This is a genomic window from Paraburkholderia sp. ZP32-5, from assembly GCF_021390495.1.
In the GTDB taxonomy this organism is placed as follows: Bacteria; Pseudomonadota; Gammaproteobacteria; order Burkholderiales; family Burkholderiaceae; genus Paraburkholderia.
This window is the reverse complement of record NZ_JAJEJP010000003.1, coordinates 383,441-400,163: the sequence shown is the minus strand read 5'-3', so window position 1 is coordinate 400,163 and position 16,723 is coordinate 383,441. Positions and strand designations below refer to the sequence as shown.

The following is a 16,723-nucleotide window of genomic DNA, read 5'->3' as shown; positions in this document are numbered from 1 at the left end:
GCCAGGCCGGATACGACCAGGGTCGATCAGGCGGGACGCTCGGAGCGCAGATGGCTTTGCCGCTGCCGGTTATCGTCCGGTTGTTCGTTGGTCAGTTCGTCGCGCCGCGGCGCTTTCATGAACGCCACCGCGATCGCTGCCAGCGCATAGGCCGCGGATGCGAATACCGCAATCGCCATGCCGAGCGACAGATACGCACTGATACCGCCGACGATTGCCGGGAACACCGCGCCCATCCCGCGTCCGAAGCTATACGTGAAGCCCTGGCCCGACGCGCGCAGCAGCGTCGGAAAGAGTTCGGCGAGAATCGCGCCCACGCCGCCGTAGACACCGGACGTAAAGAAGCCGAGCGGCAGCGCCATCAGCGTGAGACCGAGGTGGCCGACGGGAATCAGCATGTACAGCACGATCGCCAGCGCCGCGCACAGTGCAAAGCCGATGAACGTGATGCGCCGGCCGATGCGATCGCTCAGATAGCCATGCGAAAGATTGCCGCTGAACGATCCGACGATCACCACGCACAGGTCCAGCGCGGTATGGCCCATCGAAAAGCCGCGCACGTTGGCGAGATAAGTCGGCAGCCAGCCTTGCACCGCGAAGTACCCGCCTTGCAGACCGAAGGTCATCAGGCAGCCGAGCAGCGTGTTGCGGCGCAAGCCGGGCGCGAAGATCGCACCGGGCGACGGCGGCTGCACGGACGCCTGCTTCGCCTTCACGAACACCGGCGATTCGGGCAGCTTGTGGCGCATATAGACGACCAGCAATGCGGGCACTGCGCCGAACCACAACACGACGCGCCAGCCGATGCTGTCAGGGAACACGATAAACACGCCGCCGACCAGCAGAATCGCGCAGCCCCAACCGACCGACCAGCCGCTCTGCACGATGCCCATCGTCCTGCCGCGATTTTCCGGCCGGACCATTTCGCTGATCAACGCGGCGCCCACCGCCCACTCGCCACCAAAGCCGAATCCTTGCAATCCGCGCAGAACCAGCAACTGGTCGGCGTTGGTCGCAAAGCCGCACAGCGCGGAAAAAGCCGCAAACCACAGCACGACCCATTGCAGCACCCGCACGCGGCCGTAGCGGTCGGCCAGCACGCCGGCCACCCAGCCGCCGAGCGCGGACGTGAAGAGCGCCGCCGATGTGATCGCGCCGGCCTTGCCGTGACTCATGCCGAGCGTCCTGATCAACACCGGCGTGATCAGCGCAAAGCACATGAAGTCCATTGCGTCGAGCGCCCAGCCGGCAAACGTCACGCCGAGCACCCTGTTTTCCAGCTGTTTTTGATTGTCTTGTGTAGTCACCACCGTCTCCATTTATGCTGCTGCCAGGCGCAGGGCGCTCTACGGGCGCTCGTTGCAAATCCTGTCAGCCGATGCTGCGATGTCAGACGACCCGCGAGCGCAAATCCAGCGCCACGTCGACGATCATGTCCTCCTGGCCGCCGACCATCTTGCGCTTACCCAGCTCGACGAGGATGTCGACGGTCTTCAGGTCGTACCTCTTCGCCGCGATTTCGGCATGGCGCAGGAAGCTCGAATAGACCCCCGCATAACCGAGCGCGAGCGTTTCGCGATCCACACGCACCGGCCGGTCCTGCAGCGGACGTACCAGGTCGTCGGCCGCATCCATCAGCTTGTAGAGATCGCAGCCGTGGTTCCAGCCCTGCCGCTCGGCCGCCGCGATGAACACTTCGAGCGGCGCATTGCCGGCGCCCGCGCCCATTCCCGCGAGGCTCGCATCGATGCGATCGCAACCCTCTTCCACCGCGACGATCGAGTTCGCGACGCCGAGGCTCAGGTTGTGATGCGCATGCATGCCGGTTTCGGTCTCGGGCCGAAGCACATCCTTGAACGCGCGAAAGCGCTCGCGCACATCGTTCATGCCGAGCGCGCCGCCGGAATCCACCACGTACACGCACGACGCGCCGTAGCTCTCCATCAGCTTCGCCTGCTCGGCGAGTTTTTGCGGCGTGGTCATATGGCTCATCATCAGAAAGCCGACTGCGTCCATGCCGAGTTCGCGCGCGAATTCGAGGTGCTGCCGCGAGATATCCGCTTCGGTGCAGTGAGTGGCGACCCGTACCACGCGCGCGCCGGCGTCGAACGCATTGCGCAGATCATGCGTGGTGCCGATGCCGGGAAGCAGCAACGTCGCGATCTTCGCGCGCTTCACGCTCTGCGCCGCGGCAGCAATCCATTCGACGTCGCTGTGCGCGCCGAAGCCGTAGTTGAAACTCGAGCCTTCGATACCGTCGCCATGCGCGACTTCGATGCTGTCCACGCCGGCCTCGTCGAGCGCCGTCGCGATGGCTCTGACGTTTGCGACGCTGTACTGATGGCGAATCGCGTGGCTGCCGTCGCGCAACGTGACATCCGAAATATAAAGCTTGCTGCGTGCGGTCATTGCGTGCTCTCCAGTTTGCCGCGAGCGATGCCCGCCGCCATCCGGCGGCTTGCCATCAGGTCGCCGCACGCGAGCGCGGCGGAAGTCATGATGTCGAGATTGCCGGCGTACGACGGCAGATAGTGCGCGGCCCCTTCCACTTCGAGGAATACCGAGGTCTTCAGGCCGTGCATCGGACCGAGGCCCGGTACGTTCAACGGCTTCGACGGCTCGATCACGTCGAACTGGATCTGCTGCTTCAACCGGTATCCCGGCACATAGGCCTGCACGCTGGCGACCATCTTCTCGATGCTGTCGCGCACCTCGCCCTCGTCCGCCAGCTCCGACAGCACGAACACGGTGTCGCGCATGATCAGCGGCGGTTCGGCCGGATTGAGCACGATGATCGCCTTGCCGCGCGTCGCGCCGCCGAGCTTTTCGATCGCGCTGCGCGTGGTCTCGGTGAATTCGTCGATATTCGCCCGCGTGCCCGGTCCCGCCGATTTGCTCGCGATCGATGCGACGATTTCCGCGTAATGCACCTTCACGACGCGCGACACCGCCGCGACGACGGGAATCGTCGCCTGTCCGCCGCACGTCACCATGTTCATGTTGGTGGCGTTCTCCGCTTCCAGATTGATCGCGGGAATCACATACGGGCCGATCGCCGCGGGCGTCAGGTCGATCACCTGCACGCCATGCGCCTGCAGCAGATCGTTATGACGCTTGTGCGCGCCGGCGGAGGTCGCATCGAACACGATATCGATGTCGTTGAACACGTCGAGACCGAGCAGACCGTCGATACCCTCGGCGGTCGTCGCGACACCGAGACGCGCGGCGCGCGCGAGACCATCGGACTGCGGATCGACGCCGACCATCGCGCCCATTTCGAGGTGCCTGGCGTTGCGCATCACCTTGATCATCAGGTCGGTGCCGATATTGCCCGGACCGATGATCGCCACTTTCACTTTGCCGTTCATGAGGTTTCCTGTTGCGGAAGTTTGGCCTGTTTCGGCGCTCTGCATTCAGCGCTTCACATGGAAGCTGGCACTGCCGAGCCGTTCCATGTCGACCGAAACGTGCTGGCCGGGCTTGATCCACTCCGCCGGTGTCGCGCCGCCGGCCATCACGATCCAGCCGGCCTGCAACGGTTCGCCGGCCTGCGCCGACAGACGTGCCGCGGCGACCAGCGAACGCAACGGATGCCCGAGCAACGCGGCCGTCGAACCGATCTGCAGCGGCCGGCCATCGATATTGAGCGTCAGGCCGAGATTGCCGAAATCGATGCAAGGGCTGCACCATGGTCCGACGACGAAGCCGCTCGACGACGCGTTATCCGCGATGACTTCGGGCAGCGTGAACTTGAAGTCCTGATAGCGCGAGTCGATGATCTCGAGCGCCGGTGCAATCGCTTCCACGGCCGCGAGTGCTTCGGGAGCCGAAACATCGCCGGCCAGCGGACGCTTCAGCACGAATGCGATTTCAGGTTCCACCCGCGGATGGACGAAGCGCGAGTAATCGATCGCCGTGCCTTCCTCGATCTGCATGCCCGAGGACAGACGCCCCCAGATCACGTCGGACAAACCCATCTGCACCATCTTCGCGCGGCTCGTGAAACCCATCTTCACACCGACACGGCGCTCGCCACGCGCGACGCGCAACTGAATGGACGCGCGCTGGATTTCATACGCATCCTCGAGAGACAGACGGCCGTCGCTATCGAACTGCGCGGTTGCGCGTGCTTCGCGCGCGGCGCTGTCCAGCGTCAGCGCTACTTCGTCGATCATATTCATGCGCGCACCTCGTCCGGGTCGTGTTCAAAAACGGCCCGCACCGCGCCGAGTCCATTGATTCGTGCTTCGAAAACATCGCCGGGCGTGACGCTCACCATCGGGCCAAGCGCGCCCGACAGCACCAGGTCCCCGGCTTTCAGCGGCGTGCCGAGTTCGGCCATCGTGCGAGCGAGCCACACCACCGCATTGATCGGATTGCCGAGACAGGCCGCGCCCGCGCCCACCGAGACCGGCTCGCCGCGACGCTCGATCACCATGCCGCACAGCCGCAGATCGAATTCCGACAGCTTGCGCGGGCTGCTGCCGAGCACGAATGCCGACGACGATGCGTTGTCCGCGATCGTGTCCGCGATCCGGATATTCCAGTCGGCAATGCGGCTGCCGACGATCTCCAGCGCCGGCAGCGCGTAATCGATCGCATGGATAACGTCGAGATGGCCGGGCTTCGGCACCGTGATATCGCGGCCGATCACGAACGCGACCTCCGCTTCGATGCGCGGCTGCGTCAGAATCGATGCGGGAATCGGCTCGCTGTCGCCGTAGCTCATGTCGTCGAACAGCATGCCGAAGTCGGGACGGTCCACACCTAGTTGCTTTTGCACCGATAACGACGTCAGGCCGATCTTGCAGCCGACGACGCGGCGCCCTTGCGCGAGCCGCTGCTGGGTATTCAATAGCTGAATCGCGTACGCATCGTCGATGCTCAGTTCGGGCCAGGTGTCGCGCAAAGGCGCGATGTAGTGCCGGCTTTGCGCGGCTTCGCGCAGCGCGGCGGCCGCGGCGTCAAGACTGGACGGCGTCATCTTTCGCCATCCTTGAAGGCGGATGCTTCGTCCTTCGTACGATCGCCCACCGCCCAGTGTTGGGCCGGCACAATGGTCGCGATGACGCGGATCGATTCCAACGGCGCGTCGAGCGTCTCGTGGATCGTGCGCGCGACTTCCTTGATGCATTGCTTGACGAGTGACGGATCACGTCCCTCGAGAAGCGAAATCTGAACGATCGGCATGGCTCTCCAATGATGTTGATGACGCGTGGGCCGCGTCGATGAACATCATCTTGTCAAACCATGGGCGATGTCGTCCAATACTGAATTTTCAGATCTTGATACTGTTTCGGTATCGAGTTGGATTGGACTCTGCGCGTCAGATCTCGATACGCCGGCTGCGTTTGGCGGCGAATTGCCTGATGACTTCGAGGAAGAAGTGCAGCGTCGGCGATGCGTCATCGCGACGATACAGACAGCTCAGCTCGATCGCGCCCAGGTGCCTGCTGCTCAAAGGCCGGTAGACCACGTGCGGCAATCGCAGGTTGGCGGCTGACTCCGTCGTGACGGCCACGCCGAAACCGCTCGCGACCAGGGCGATGCATGTGACGACATCTTCGACCTCCTGTTCGACACGCAAGCGCAGCCCTTCCGCGCGAAACGCCAGCGCGACTTCCTGTGCAAGGCCGTGAACCGGGGCGTTCGGATAGAGGATCATCGGTTCGTCGTCGAGATCGCGCAGCGACACCGTTTTTTTCGAACACAGCCGGTGCCCTTCATACAACGCCAGCAAAAAGCGCTCTTTCATCACGGGCTCGACACACAGACCTTCGTCGGGAGGAATCAGACGATTGAAACCGATCGTGATCCGGCGATCATGCAAGGCCGCGATCTGGTCGGCCTTCGACATGTTGTGAACACTGATTTTCACGGCCGGCCGCGCCTTATGAAAATCGGCCAGCAAACGCGGGATCACGTTGAGAATGCCGGAGCTGAAAATACCCACATCGAGGCGGCCAAGATAGCCTTCGCCAGTCAATTTGGTCTCTTCCTCGGCGCGGCTTGCCAATAGCAGCACATTCGGGACCTGGTCGAGCAAGGTCTGCCCGGCCTCCGTCAGCACCGCGCCCTTAGGCGTGCGGATAAAGAGTTGCACGCCCAGTTCTTCTTCGAGCGCGCGGATGTGCCGTGTGAGTGGCGGCTGCGCCATATTCAGCCGGGCCGCGGCGCGGCCGAAATTGAGGTCCTGGGCGAGGGCCAGGAAATAGCGCATCTGTTTCAGGTCCACAGCGTCTCCACCGCATTTTTGGGTCGGCGTACTCTAGCAGACGCGTTGCGATGGGCGTGCACCAATGTCTGTGGCCACGGCGGACGACGCTCGCGGCTTCGACCCGGCCGCGGGCCGGGTCGAAGCGCACAGCATCACGACCACGCAGCGATAACTACAGCGTAACCGTCGGCAACCCCAGCGTCAGATCCAGATCGCGCTCGACATTCATCCACGGGCTGATCACCGCATAGGTGCCGTTATCCGCGGGCGGCCATTCGCCCTGATCGGGCTGGGGGTCCGCGTGGTCGGCGAGCGTCGCGCCGACGTTCAGTCCGACCATGTACACCGACGCACCGTCGGCGACATAGAACACCGGTGCGCCGCTGTCGCCGCCGGAGCTGCGGTAGTTCGCCAGCAGTTGATCGGTCAGCACGCCCTGATCATCGAACGTGACCGTCACGTTCTTCGCGCAGATCACACCTGTGCGCAACGTCGTCTGAGTCGACGCTCCCTGCATCGCCACGGCGACGCCGCGAGCCGGCGCGTCGTAAATGCCGTCGACGGTGTACTCGGTGCCGTTCGATTTCCAGATCGCGCGTTCCCTGATGCCGGTCACGCAGGAGACGAACGCGCTGTCGCTGCTCGCGATGCTGGCGTAGCCGCTGACCGCGACCACCTGCCCCACGAGCCAGTCGTTCGCCTGGCTTTGCCGTGGTTGATAGACCCTGACGTCTTCCCGCACCGCCACGTGTCCGCAGGTCACGAAGCCCGTCTGACCGTGACGTTTCGCCTCGAGACAGAGCGTCCCCTCGCTCTGCACCTCCGGACAGCTGAGATAAAGCCCGCCCAGCAGCGGCCGGTTGTGGTCGCGCTTGTTGGCATGACGCACGGCGGGCGCGCAATGAAAGAGTCGCAGCGGCGCGTCGCCCGCCAGCGCTTCGAGATCGCGGCGCACGTGCGGGATGGCCGCCGCCGTGTCGATGCCGACGGCCACGTGGCCACACTCGGCGTCGATATGACAGAGCGTGACCGGCAGACGCGTACCCGCGCCCGTCATCATGTCGCTGATGCGCTCGTGCGCGCGTTGCAAAACAGCGCTGCGCGCCGGATAGTTCGTTACGCTGACTGTGCGATACATCAGATGGCTCCCTTTATCGATTAACCGCATCGCCGGCCCGTGCCGATGAGTCGGTCCTGACTCCCGCGCGGCGGATGCCGCGCGATTCGAACGCGGCACCGCTCACGTTGCGCGGCTGTCCTCCAGCACCTCCAGCGCCGCGCGCTCGCCCGAGAAATAAGCGGCCTGCAGCGTGCCGTAACACGCGGGGTCGGTGGCCTCGCCCGCGAAGTGAAGCTGCTTCACGGGTACGGCCAGCGCATTGCGCGCTTTCAACGCGTTCGGATCGTCGGGTCCGCCGCCGATGAACGCGCTGTACGAATACGCACCGCGTGCGGCAGGTTCATTGCTCCAGTTCGTGATCGCACGGCCGGTCGTAAAGAACACGCCATCGCACGCGGTCTGGATGCGGCTCTTGAACAGCGTGAACACTTCGCTATCGGCGAGACGATCGAGCGCCGCGGCGAAGTCGCCGGCCGCGTGCGCGATCAGCACGTCGGCCGCGTACGGCAGACGGTAGTACTGCCAGACGCCCGGCGGCTCGTCTTCGGCGAGGTAGTAGTTGGTGCCCGGCACGATGTCGGCGGGCGACGTGCGCAGCCGCAACGCCAGCTTCTTGTACGAGCCGAGGCGCAGCACCTTCAGCGCGTTGCGGTGCGTGTCCGGCAACGCCGGTTCGAAGACGATGCTGCCGTCGCCGAGCACCGACACCGGCACGGTGACGATGCACGCATCCACGGCGAGGCTTTGGGTGCCATACGTGAGCGTGACCTGATCGTCGTCGTAGGCAATCCTCGACACGACCGCGCCGAAGTGCTCAGTGTAGGTGCTGGCGAAGGTCGGCCGCAGTTTCTTGCCCCACGCCGCGACCAGACTGCCGATGCCCTCCTTCACGAACAGATTGTCCTTGCCGTCACCCTCGGCCTCGCGCGCGCGATCGGCGGCGATGTACTGCCACGTCTCCGCCGATTCGGTGAACGGACCATACGTCGACGTCGCATGGCCGAACAGTTCGGCGTCGCCGATCTTGCGCGGTTTGCCCGCGACGATCACGTTGGGCTTCTTGCTGTTCCGATCGAACGACGCCTGAATTTCATCGACGATCGCCTGAACCGCGGGCTCGGTAGTCGGCAGCGTTTCCCAGCCGTTTTCAGTCTCGACGCGCAGGCGGTAGTCGGCGCGTTCCTCGACGGTGTGGAAGCCGAGCTTCGCCGCGATCGCCGTCAGCGGATTGAGCGTCGGGTCCTGGATGTACTGCGCGCCCTTGTCGAATGCAAAGCCGGGAACCGACATGGTGTCGGTGCAGGCCCGTCCGCCGTAGCGACCGGTCGCCTCGAACAGATGCACGGCGCTCACGCGTTTGTCCGCGAGCAGCGTATAGGCGGCCGCGATACCCGCGACACCGCCGCCGACGATTGCAACTTTCATGACAACGCTCCTTTTAACGAAGGGGGCGGCGCGTACGCGGGCAACATCCCGCGAGCCGGCCGCCGGTTCAGCGATAACGGATCAGGTAGTTCAGCGCGAGATTGACCGCGCGCGTTTCGGACGCGACGCGCGGTGTGCCGTGCGTGTTGTCGGTCGTCACGCCGGTGGTCGGCTGTTCGGGCTCGGGGATCAGCAGCGGAGCGCCAGGCGGTTCGGCGGTCTCGGGGCCTTCCATCGTCGACGTGTAGAAGTGTTCGTGGCCCTGGAACGCATCGGCCTGCCACGAGCCCACGTGATCGCCGGATGCGCCGCTCGGCGGTTTCGCGGTGCGCGTGCCCGCGTCGGGATCGTTGCCCGCGCCACCGTCGACGCCGCGCACGAAACGGCCGCGCAGATCGGGCACGTTGAACGTCGTCGCGTCGCCGCCGAAACTCGTGCCGATCACGCCATACAGCTCCCAGTACGCCTGCATCGAATAGGCGCTGCCGTCGCAATAGAGCCAGCCCTGACGGCTCAGTTGAGCGCGGATCTGGTTGATGATCGTGCTGCTCGCATCGGTTGCGGCCAGCAGGCCCGCATACGGAACCACGATGCCGATCGGCCAGCCGAACGGGTCGCGCGGGTCATGGACGGATGAAGGGGTTGTCATGGCGTCTCCGAGGGTTCGTGCGGCGCTTGCGGGCCGAATTGCGGCAGCGCATCGCCGCGTTGCAGATAGATCAGCGGCAGCGGCACGCGCAGCGTCCATGCGCGGCGCGGCTCGGTGAGCACGGCGGGCTCGCCGCGCTGTTCCTCGAGCGCAATGACGGTCGATTGCGCGACCGGCACATCGGCGCCGCCATCGACGCGCGGCACCGGCGGCGCGGGCCAGCGCGCCTGCCATTGCAGTGCGAACAGCGCGGCATCCTGGGTCTCGGCGCGCAGCGGAATCAGCACCCATGCGAGATCGGCAGCAAGGAAGCGGCGAAACAGACGCGCCGACGCAGGTTCGGTCACGACCGGTGCGGCCGGCGCATCGGTCAAACGCGGCCCGGTGCCCGCCGGAGGCGAGTCGTAATGCCAGCTCATGCAGCTCCAGTCAAAGAAGCCGGTCAGTGCCTGCGGATCGTTCGTCGCGCTGGTCGCGCACAGCAGTTCCAGACATTCGCCCTGCAGCACGCCGCGCTGGATTTCCGCGGTTTCGCCGGCACTCGCCGCCGCGATGCGCGCAGCCGCATCGGCGTCGTAGGTGCGTAACTGGTCCTGCCACGCGCGCAGCAGCCGCGTGTAGACCTGCATCTGCCATTCGACGAGCAGCGGGTCCACGACGTTCTGCGTCACCGGATCGGTCAACGTCACGCGCTGACAGCTCAGCTCGACACTGAGCGCGAACAACGGCGCATCGCTCATCACGGTGACGGGCACCGCGCCGCGCGCGCCGACGATCGCATCGGTACTCTGGAACACGGTGGTGCTCAACCACGCAACGGGCGGCGACGGCGGCGTGAGCGTGGGATTGCTGACGCTCGACGACGAGACCGTCGGCATCGTCACGCTCACCGCGGCCGGCGCACCGGCGGTATTGCCCGTCAGCGACGTGCCTCCGACGCTCGCGACGAGACCATACGCGGTGCTCGCCATCGCCAGCGTCGCGCTGCCCGACGCGACCGCATAGCCGTCGGGGACGCGCAGCAGCGACCTGTCGGCGACCGTCACGCGATTGATCTGCGCGGACACGGCGATCTGCTGCGGAGGCGGCGCGGGCAGATCGGTCAGGCCGTATTGCGCGCCCCAACTCTGATAGTTGGTGGGCGTGACGAGCGCATAGCCCTGACCGTCGGCGGTGCCGAAGGCGGCGAGCGGCGTGGGCTTCACGAGCGGCAGCGGCCCTTGCGCGAGCACCTGCGCGATCCACGCGCTCGCGGGCGACTGCAGCTGCACGGCCAGCACCAGATGACGGCCGCGCGGTTTGAGCGCTACGCGCAGCAGCCGGTCGACCCAGCGATAGACGCCGACCAGACGCTCGCCGTCGCGGTTGTCGATACATTGCGATTCGCGGCGCTCGCGCCACTCGCGCCACACGTCGCGCCGCTGCGCGTTCACGCGGTCGGCGACTTTCTGCGCGGCCTGTTCGCTCATCCGCTGCACGAGCCGCGCGACGTTGCCGCTGTCGAGTTTCAGCTTTCCCGAGCCATCGGCGGCGGTCCCGGTCAGCAACAGATTCAGATTGCTGTAGCTCGGCGTCACGTTGCTCAGATTGCGCACGAGTCCTTCGGTGCACATCGCCTCTTTCAGCGTGTCGGCGAGTTCGCTCATCGCGTCGCCGTGGCTCGTCTGATCGTCGCTGCGGCTGCGCTCTTCGTCCTGGCTCGTTTGCCGTTCGCTGGCCTGCACGCTGCGCTCATGCCGTTCCTGCCGCTCACGCGGCATCAGGTTGACGACCTCGGCGAGTTCTCCCGGCGCATAACCTGTCAGCGTCTGACGCGCGACCTCGACTTCGCCGACACCGAGCAGCGACCATTGGCCGATGATGGCGGGGGGTTGGGTTTGGGTTGGTGCTCCCGTGGGCGCTGGTGTGGGCGTCGGTGCTGGTGCGGGCGCCGGTGCGCTGCTGCTGCCCGATAGCGGCGCGGCCGTCACTGCATCGGGCAGCGATGGTGTCGCGTCGAGCAGTAGCCGGCGCACGGCCTCGGCGCACATCGCGGCCGTGTTCGCCGCAAGCGCCTGCAGGTAATGCATCACCCGCAGCACGTCGACGAGTTGCGCGGCCAGCATGCCGTCGACCGTGGTGCCGACCAGTGCGAGCACGAACACGCTTTGCCATGCGTCCTGCAGCGCGGTCGTGTAGACCGGGCTCGCGAGAAAATCGGTGACGCTTTCGCCGAGCAGTGCTTGCGCCTCGCTCAGCAGTTCGTCCAGCGTGCGAGGGCCGGCCGTCGCGAGCAGCGTTACGCGCATCGCCGGCAGCTGGTTGATCGGCGCGGGCTGCGTCGCGACATCGGAGATGAATGACGAGGTGCCGCGAAAAGCCGTTGCCGCTTTCTGTTTCGCCGCGGCCGCACCGGCACCGCTGATCGCGGCAAGCTGCTGGTAAAGCGGCAGACTCGACGGATCGGCGACGCTCATGTAGCGCAGCAGCGCATCGGCCAGTTGCCCCGCGCTCGGCGGACGCAGCCACAGCAGCGGGAACAGATCGGCGGCGCCGGGCAGCGCGTCGATCGCGATTTCTTCGGGATCGTCTGGATCGTCGGGATCATCAGGAATGGGATCGGGCGGCGGCGGAAGCGGCTTGTACTGCGCGATCGCGTCGGAGAAGAACTCGTCGGGCTTCAGCGGCACGTTCGCCCACAGCAGCGAATTCGCGTCCGGGTGTTCGCGGCGCAGGCTCAACGTCACGTCGACCGGCGCGTCGGCCGAGCCGAACACCCAGGTGCGGCTACGCAGACCTGCCGGGGCGAGGCTAAGGATGCCGGTGTAGTGATGCGGCATGCCCGGCCCCGCCAGTTGCAGCAAATCCACGTCGATACGCTGGCCTTCGTCGTGCCACTTCCAGTCGACGCGCAAGCGCACGCCGGTACGGATCGTGACATCCCATTGGCCGTCGCCGCATGGAATCGGCGCTCGGGTGGATTCGTTCATGAACAGCTCCGTGTCGGGTCAGATAGGTATCGGATCGGCGTCAGGTTTGCGGTCAGGTTTGCGACCCGTCGATCGGCCACGACGCGATGACCTTGTGCACGCCTTCCGCCTGCGTCAGCGGATAGGACGCCCACAGGTTGGCCTGAGTCGCCGGACCGCCGGACTTGGCCGACACATGGCTCAGCGTGAGCGTCAATTCGAGCGGCGCGCTCGCCGCGCCGAACTGCCAGATGCCCTGCTTGCTCATGCCGGGAGTGCGGCCCAAAACGGCCTGATAACTGCGCGTCTCGCCGGGGCCACCCGTTTGCGCGATCGTTAGCTGGACGCTGGCGCCATTGCCCTGCGCGGCCCAGTCCACCTGCAGCGCGACATCGCCGCGGGCTTCGCCTGTCCATGGGCTGACCTCGGTGGGGGGCGGTGCGGGTGTGGGAGTTGGTGCTGGTGTCGGCGCTGGCGTGGGTGTTGGTGCTGGCGTGGGTGCTGGTGCTGGCGTGGGTGCTGGCGTAGGTGCTGGTGCTGGCGTAGGTGCTGGTGCTGGCGTGGGTGCTGGTGCTGGCGTAGGTGCTGGTGCTGGCGTAGGTGCTGGTGCTGGCGTGGGTGCTGGTGTCGGCGTGGGAGTCGACGTCGGCGTGGAAGTCGATGTCGGCGTAGGCGCCGCAGCCGCTGTCACAGGCGCGGCCGAACGAACCAGCACCGGCGACTGTGCAATCACGTCATCCGCATCCATGTCTTCGTCGTCGCTTTGCACGTACGGCGAATATTCGGATACATACGATGTGTTCTGCCAGTACACGCCCGGCTGGTAGATCGTGTCGCTATACGGCCGCTGATGAATCAGCCCGTCGTCCGGGTCGAACACATCGATCGTCGCGTCGTCCTGATTGCTGCTGATACCGATGACGACGACCCAATGGCCCTCGGTGCACGCCCGATTCGGGCTTGGATTCGGCGGAACGGCGGCGACGATCGCGAGCAGCGGTTCGCCGAGGTTGATCGAGTCGTAAACTTCGGCCGCGGTAGGAAACGCCCGCTCATCAATGTTGTTGTTGAAATGCAGATTGGCGAGCGCCAGCGCCGCGGATCGCTGGACATTGATATCGGCGTACGCCCGATTATTCGTGGCAGTCGCCCACGCGTTCGCGAACGCCTGATCCGAGCCATAGAACGGCCCGTTCGGAATTCCGCGGCCGGTACTGCGATACCAGTTCGTGATCGAACGCGCCGCGCTGGCCCAGCACGAGTTGGGCGCTTGCTGCTGGGCGTGCGGATAAGGATTGAGTACTGGCATGACTAACCTCGAATGGAATGACGCAGCGGTTGATGAATGAAAGCGGCCTGCCCGGTCCGCATGTTTCTTCGGTACGTTTCAGCGTGTTGCCGTGTGCTTGCGCAGACCCATCAATCAGCCGGGTCGCCCACGTCGCGTTCCCGCGCGGACAACGGCCCGATCAGCGGAAAACCGCCCACGACAGACGACGGCTCGATGACCCACGCGCCCTCAGCCGCCGGTAACCGCTGCACGACGCTCAGACCGTCCTGCACGATCACCAGATCGAGCGGCGCATACGCGATCCGCAGCGTGCGGCCAGGCTCGACGAATCCCGCCAGCCGATACGGACTGTCGAGATAGCGCGCGACGAAATCGAGCATCCCCTTGCTTTCGTTGCGCACGTGCAATCCGGGCGCCGCGGTTTGAGGGCTAGCGTCGAGCGTGAACATACGGGCGCCGCTCTGCAACACGAGCCGCGCGGTGATCGCGCTGACTGCGTCCACGCTGGCCGCGGTGCTGTGATAAGCGACCTGTGTAGCGCGCTCGATGACGCGCGCGTCGAGAGTCAACCGCTGCGGTGCAAAAGCGGGGGCCAGCGCGGCTCCCATCGGCGTAACCCAGACGTCCCAGATCATGTGATCCGCGCAGGACAGCCGCACGCGCGCCGCCCGTGCAGTGCGGTTGACGACGTGCAGCATGTGGCCAGACGTGCGACTGGACATGTGGCTCGAAGCGGGAGAGTTCATAGGTATCGGCTACGCTGGGCACGAGTGAGAACCTTCGCTCGCGGACCGCACATGCGGCGCGCCTCGCGCGCTACGTGTGCGGCCGCGCCAATTACGCCGTGGTGAGCGTGAAGTAGCCCGACTCCAGATCGGTGTTGTCCATCTGCGCCGTGATCACCGCGCTCGCATTGGTGGTCTGCGTCGTGCCCGTCGTCACGCCGTTGATCACCGCGTACATCGAGTACGTGCTACCGATCTGCAGCGTCTTCACGAGGAACGAGTTCTGCACGACGACGCTTTGCAACTGCACGCCGTTCTTCGAGATCGTGAACGTCACCGGGTTGATCGTGGTCTTCTGGAACACCATCTGGTCGGCGGCATTGCTCGCTTCGACCTTCATTTCGAAGTCGTAGGTGCCTTGCTGGTTGTTCTGCTTGACCTGTGCGACGAAGCCCATCGCACCCGACACCGTCGCCGGCGCGGACGTGTACGTGTTGCCTTCGAGAATCGTGCTGGCCACGACCTGGTAGGTGTCGTCCGACGGAACCTGCAGTTGCGCGTTCGGCGCGATGCCCGGCAGGCGGGCTACGATCTGTTCGCCCTTGTACACGACGAACTGGGCAATGTACGGAGTCGTATTGAGAAAAGTCAGTGCGCTCATTTGTAAATCCTCAAGAAAAAATCGGGTTTGGACATCGAAGTTGACAGCGGACCGGTTTCGTTCAACAGGCGCTCGCGTTTCCAGCAAATTCCATGGAAAGCCGTGGAAAACCGTAGAAAACGACGACGCGCACTGCAACGAAGACTCAGAGAAAAAAGTGTTCGTGGCCATCCGTTTGCGTTAAAAAATCAACGCTGAAAGCCCCCCGAGCCACGAAGAATTTCCTGTCGTTCTGAGTGCATTCATGTTGAAACGACTGCGGCGGTTCAGCAATTACAGGCCATTACACCTCGATCCACGCGGAGAATATTGCGCGCCTGCTTCAGCACGGATTTATTGCGTTCTGATGTCCGCCGCATAGCCGATAACTCATAACGCATGAACTTTTTTGCTGCTCCAGCGTTGATGATAGCCATGTAGCGACAAACGCTTGCGCGGACATTAGACCTCGTGCACTATTGGCACCCGCTTATAAAATTTGAATAAAAAATCGCTGCGTATATACATGCGGCATTGAATGGAGGCGATTAAAAATGCCGATCTGGCCATTCGGCAAGTCGATTTATCCATTAGCGATAAACGTAAAATAAATGTAATCGTACAGAGAACAGACACGAGAAGGTGTGGCAGTGGCGACACTTGAAAACAGTTTTCCGGGGAAGTCCTGTCTGCTGCGCGCGCATCACACGTTCGGACGGGACAGCAGGCGGTGCGATACGGTGATCGAAGATCCGTACGTGTCCAGGATGCATGCGCATATCCGCTGGTCGGGCGGGCGCTGGGAATTGCACGATCACAGCAGCAACGGCACGCTGGTTTCCGGCACGCTCGTGCGGGACGGCGAACGCGTGGTGCTGCGGCAAGGCGATCTGATTCACTTCAGCAAGGCAAGCGCGGCGCATTGGCGGGTCGGCGAGTTGAGCGATCCCGCGGACATGTTGTGGCCGCTGTGCGAGCCCGCCAAACCGATTCTTCTCGACACCGTCCATCTGCTGCCTGGCGACGCGACGCCCGCGGTCACCGTGCTGCGCTCCGCCGACGGCGACTGGCTGTGTGACGACACGCCGGCAATGCGCGTATTGCGCGACGGCGACGAGATCGTGTCGGGACATCTGGCATGGCGCCTCGTGCTCGCGCACGGACCTCGTTCGACGCTGGCGATGCGCGAACCGTCCGAGCTGTCCGGACAATTGCAGCAGATCGACTTCACGGTGAGCCGCGATGAGGAGCATGTGCGCGCGGTGCTGCATACGCGCGGCGGAACGGTCGACCTCGGCGAGCGCGCGCATCACTATTGCATCGTGACGCTGGCGCGGCGCCGTTGCGCGGATGCGCAGGCCGGCTACGACACGGCGTCGCAAGGCTGGGTCGATCTCGAAGCGCTCGCGCGGATGCTCGGCACCGATGTATCGCACGTCAACGTGCAGATTCACCGCGCTCGCGCGCAGGTCGGCGCGCTGCTGTCACCGGGAAGCGCGCAACTGGTCGAACGGCGCCGCGGCGGCGTGCGCTTCGGCGCGACCGGTTTTCGCGTGTTTCGCGGCGAAGCGCTCGAATGCCAGTCCGCGCCCGCCGCGCCGGCCGACTGCGCGCTGTATCGGCCGCTCCCGGCGGTCACGCTGCCGTCGTTGCACGCCGGCTGAGCGCGATCGTGACGGCCACGCTCTCCGTGACCTCGGTAACGTCA

At 64.7% G+C, this 16,723-nt stretch carries 15 protein-coding genes; 1 reads left to right on the top strand and 14 read right to left on the bottom strand.

The features are described from left to right. Window positions 1-26: 26 nt before the first annotated feature. The 14 genes from L0U82_RS34335 to L0U82_RS34270 all read right to left on the bottom strand — a co-directional run bounded on the left by L0U82_RS34335 (window position 27) and on the right by L0U82_RS34270 (window position 15,036). A complete protein-coding gene (locus L0U82_RS34335) occupies window positions 27-1,307 on the bottom strand; it encodes an MFS transporter (protein WP_233838090.1) in 1,281 nt (426 codons plus the stop codon). An 82-nt stretch (window positions 1,308-1,389) separates the two neighbouring features. Further along, window positions 1,390-2,409, bottom strand: coding sequence for a 4-hydroxy-2-oxovalerate aldolase (gene dmpG / locus L0U82_RS34330; RefSeq protein WP_233838089.1), 1,020 nt, complete (start codon window positions 2,407-2,409; stop codon window positions 1,390-1,392). Further along, on the bottom strand, window positions 2,406-3,368 hold the full coding sequence (locus L0U82_RS34325; protein ID WP_233838088.1) for an acetaldehyde dehydrogenase (acetylating): 963 nt from the start codon (window positions 3,366-3,368) through the stop codon (window positions 2,406-2,408). The genes dmpG and L0U82_RS34325 overlap by 4 nt, the downstream gene beginning before the upstream one ends. A gap of 45 nt (window positions 3,369-3,413) precedes the next feature. Then, entirely contained in the window at window positions 3,414-4,181 is a 768-nt protein-coding gene (locus L0U82_RS34320; RefSeq protein WP_233838087.1) for a 2-keto-4-pentenoate hydratase, read from the bottom strand. Continuing rightward, window positions 4,178-4,984 (bottom strand): 2-keto-4-pentenoate hydratase, encoded by an 807-nt coding sequence (gene mhpD / locus L0U82_RS34315; protein ID WP_233838086.1) that lies wholly within the window; start codon window positions 4,982-4,984, stop codon window positions 4,178-4,180. The genes L0U82_RS34320 and mhpD overlap by 4 nt, the downstream gene beginning before the upstream one ends. Beyond that, a complete protein-coding gene (locus L0U82_RS34310) occupies window positions 4,981-5,190 on the bottom strand; it encodes a tautomerase family protein (protein WP_233838085.1) in 210 nt (69 codons plus the stop codon). Before L0U82_RS34310 ends, mhpD begins: the two co-directional genes overlap by 4 nt. Before the next feature lie 136 nt (window positions 5,191-5,326). Beyond that, the gene (locus L0U82_RS34305; protein WP_233838084.1) at window positions 5,327-6,235 is read right to left on the bottom strand and encodes a LysR family transcriptional regulator; all 909 of its coding nucleotides are present in this window, start codon (window positions 6,233-6,235) and stop codon (window positions 5,327-5,329) included. Between the two features lie 154 nt (window positions 6,236-6,389). Then, on the bottom strand, window positions 6,390-7,355 hold the full coding sequence (locus L0U82_RS34300) for a S1 family peptidase (RefSeq protein ID WP_233838083.1): 966 nt from the start codon (window positions 7,353-7,355) through the stop codon (window positions 6,390-6,392). 102 nt (window positions 7,356-7,457) lie between these two features. Then, window positions 7,458-8,762: a flavin monoamine oxidase family protein gene (locus L0U82_RS34295; RefSeq protein WP_233838082.1), complete on the bottom strand. Its 1,305-nt coding sequence runs from the start codon at window positions 8,760-8,762 to the stop codon at window positions 7,458-7,460. Between the two features lie 67 nt (window positions 8,763-8,829). Then, the gene (locus L0U82_RS34290) at window positions 8,830-9,411 is read right to left on the bottom strand and encodes a phage tail protein (RefSeq protein WP_233838081.1); all 582 of its coding nucleotides are present in this window, start codon (window positions 9,409-9,411) and stop codon (window positions 8,830-8,832) included. Next, the gene (locus tag L0U82_RS34285) at window positions 9,408-12,380 is read right to left on the bottom strand and encodes a hypothetical protein (RefSeq protein WP_233838080.1); all 2,973 of its coding nucleotides are present in this window, start codon (window positions 12,378-12,380) and stop codon (window positions 9,408-9,410) included. Before L0U82_RS34285 ends, L0U82_RS34290 begins: the two co-directional genes overlap by 4 nt. 52 nt (window positions 12,381-12,432) lie before the next feature. Beyond that, complete coding sequence (locus L0U82_RS34280) at window positions 12,433-13,668, bottom strand: papain-like cysteine protease family protein (protein ID WP_233838079.1); 1,236 nt, start codon at window positions 13,666-13,668, stop codon at window positions 12,433-12,435. A gap of 110 nt (window positions 13,669-13,778) precedes the next feature. After that, on the bottom strand, window positions 13,779-14,372 hold the full coding sequence (locus L0U82_RS34275) for a hypothetical protein (protein ID WP_233838078.1): 594 nt from the start codon (window positions 14,370-14,372) through the stop codon (window positions 13,779-13,781). 115 nt (window positions 14,373-14,487) lie between these two features. Next, the gene (locus tag L0U82_RS34270) at window positions 14,488-15,036 is read right to left on the bottom strand and encodes a hypothetical protein (RefSeq protein WP_233838077.1); all 549 of its coding nucleotides are present in this window, start codon (window positions 15,034-15,036) and stop codon (window positions 14,488-14,490) included. A 629-nt stretch (window positions 15,037-15,665) separates the two neighbouring features. Here L0U82_RS34270 and L0U82_RS34265 point away from each other — a divergent pair. Next, on the top strand, window positions 15,666-16,679 hold the full coding sequence (locus L0U82_RS34265) for an FHA domain-containing protein (RefSeq protein WP_233838076.1): 1,014 nt from the start codon (window positions 15,666-15,668) through the stop codon (window positions 16,677-16,679). Window positions 16,680-16,723: the final 44 nt, after the last annotated feature.

Bases quoted from the DNA above. Each gene is read 5' to 3' on its own strand.
- dmpG (WP_233838089.1), bottom strand. From the start codon at position 2,409: ATGACCGCACGCAGCAAGCTTTATATTTCGGATGTCACGTTGCGCGAC.
- L0U82_RS34325 (WP_233838088.1), bottom strand. From the start codon at position 3,368: ATGAACGGCAAAGTGAAAGTGGCGATCATCGGTCCGGGCAATATCGGC.
- L0U82_RS34320 (WP_233838087.1), bottom strand. From the start codon at position 4,181: ATGAATATGATCGACGAAGTAGCGCTGACGCTGGACAGCGCCGCGCGC.
- mhpD (WP_233838086.1), bottom strand. From the start codon at position 4,984: ATGACGCCGTCCAGTCTTGACGCCGCGGCCGCCGCGCTGCGCGAAGCC.
- L0U82_RS34310 (WP_233838085.1), bottom strand. From the start codon at position 5,190: ATGCCGATCGTTCAGATTTCGCTTCTCGAGGGACGTGATCCGTCACTC.
- L0U82_RS34300 (WP_233838083.1), bottom strand. From the start codon at position 7,355: ATGTATCGCACAGTCAGCGTAACGAACTATCCGGCGCGCAGCGCTGTT.
- L0U82_RS34295 (WP_233838082.1), bottom strand. From the start codon at position 8,762: ATGAAAGTTGCAATCGTCGGCGGCGGTGTCGCGGGTATCGCGGCCGCC.
- L0U82_RS34290 (WP_233838081.1), bottom strand. From the start codon at position 9,411: ATGACAACCCCTTCATCCGTCCATGACCCGCGCGACCCGTTCGGCTGG.
- L0U82_RS34285 (WP_233838080.1), bottom strand. From the start codon at position 12,380: ATGAACGAATCCACCCGAGCGCCGATTCCATGCGGCGACGGCCAATGG.
- L0U82_RS34280 (WP_233838079.1), bottom strand. From the start codon at position 13,668: ATGCCAGTACTCAATCCTTATCCGCACGCCCAGCAGCAAGCGCCCAAC.
- L0U82_RS34275 (WP_233838078.1), bottom strand. From the start codon at position 14,372: ATGTCCAGTCGCACGTCTGGCCACATGCTGCACGTCGTCAACCGCACT.
- L0U82_RS34270 (WP_233838077.1), bottom strand. From the start codon at position 15,036: ATGAGCGCACTGACTTTTCTCAATACGACTCCGTACATTGCCCAGTTC.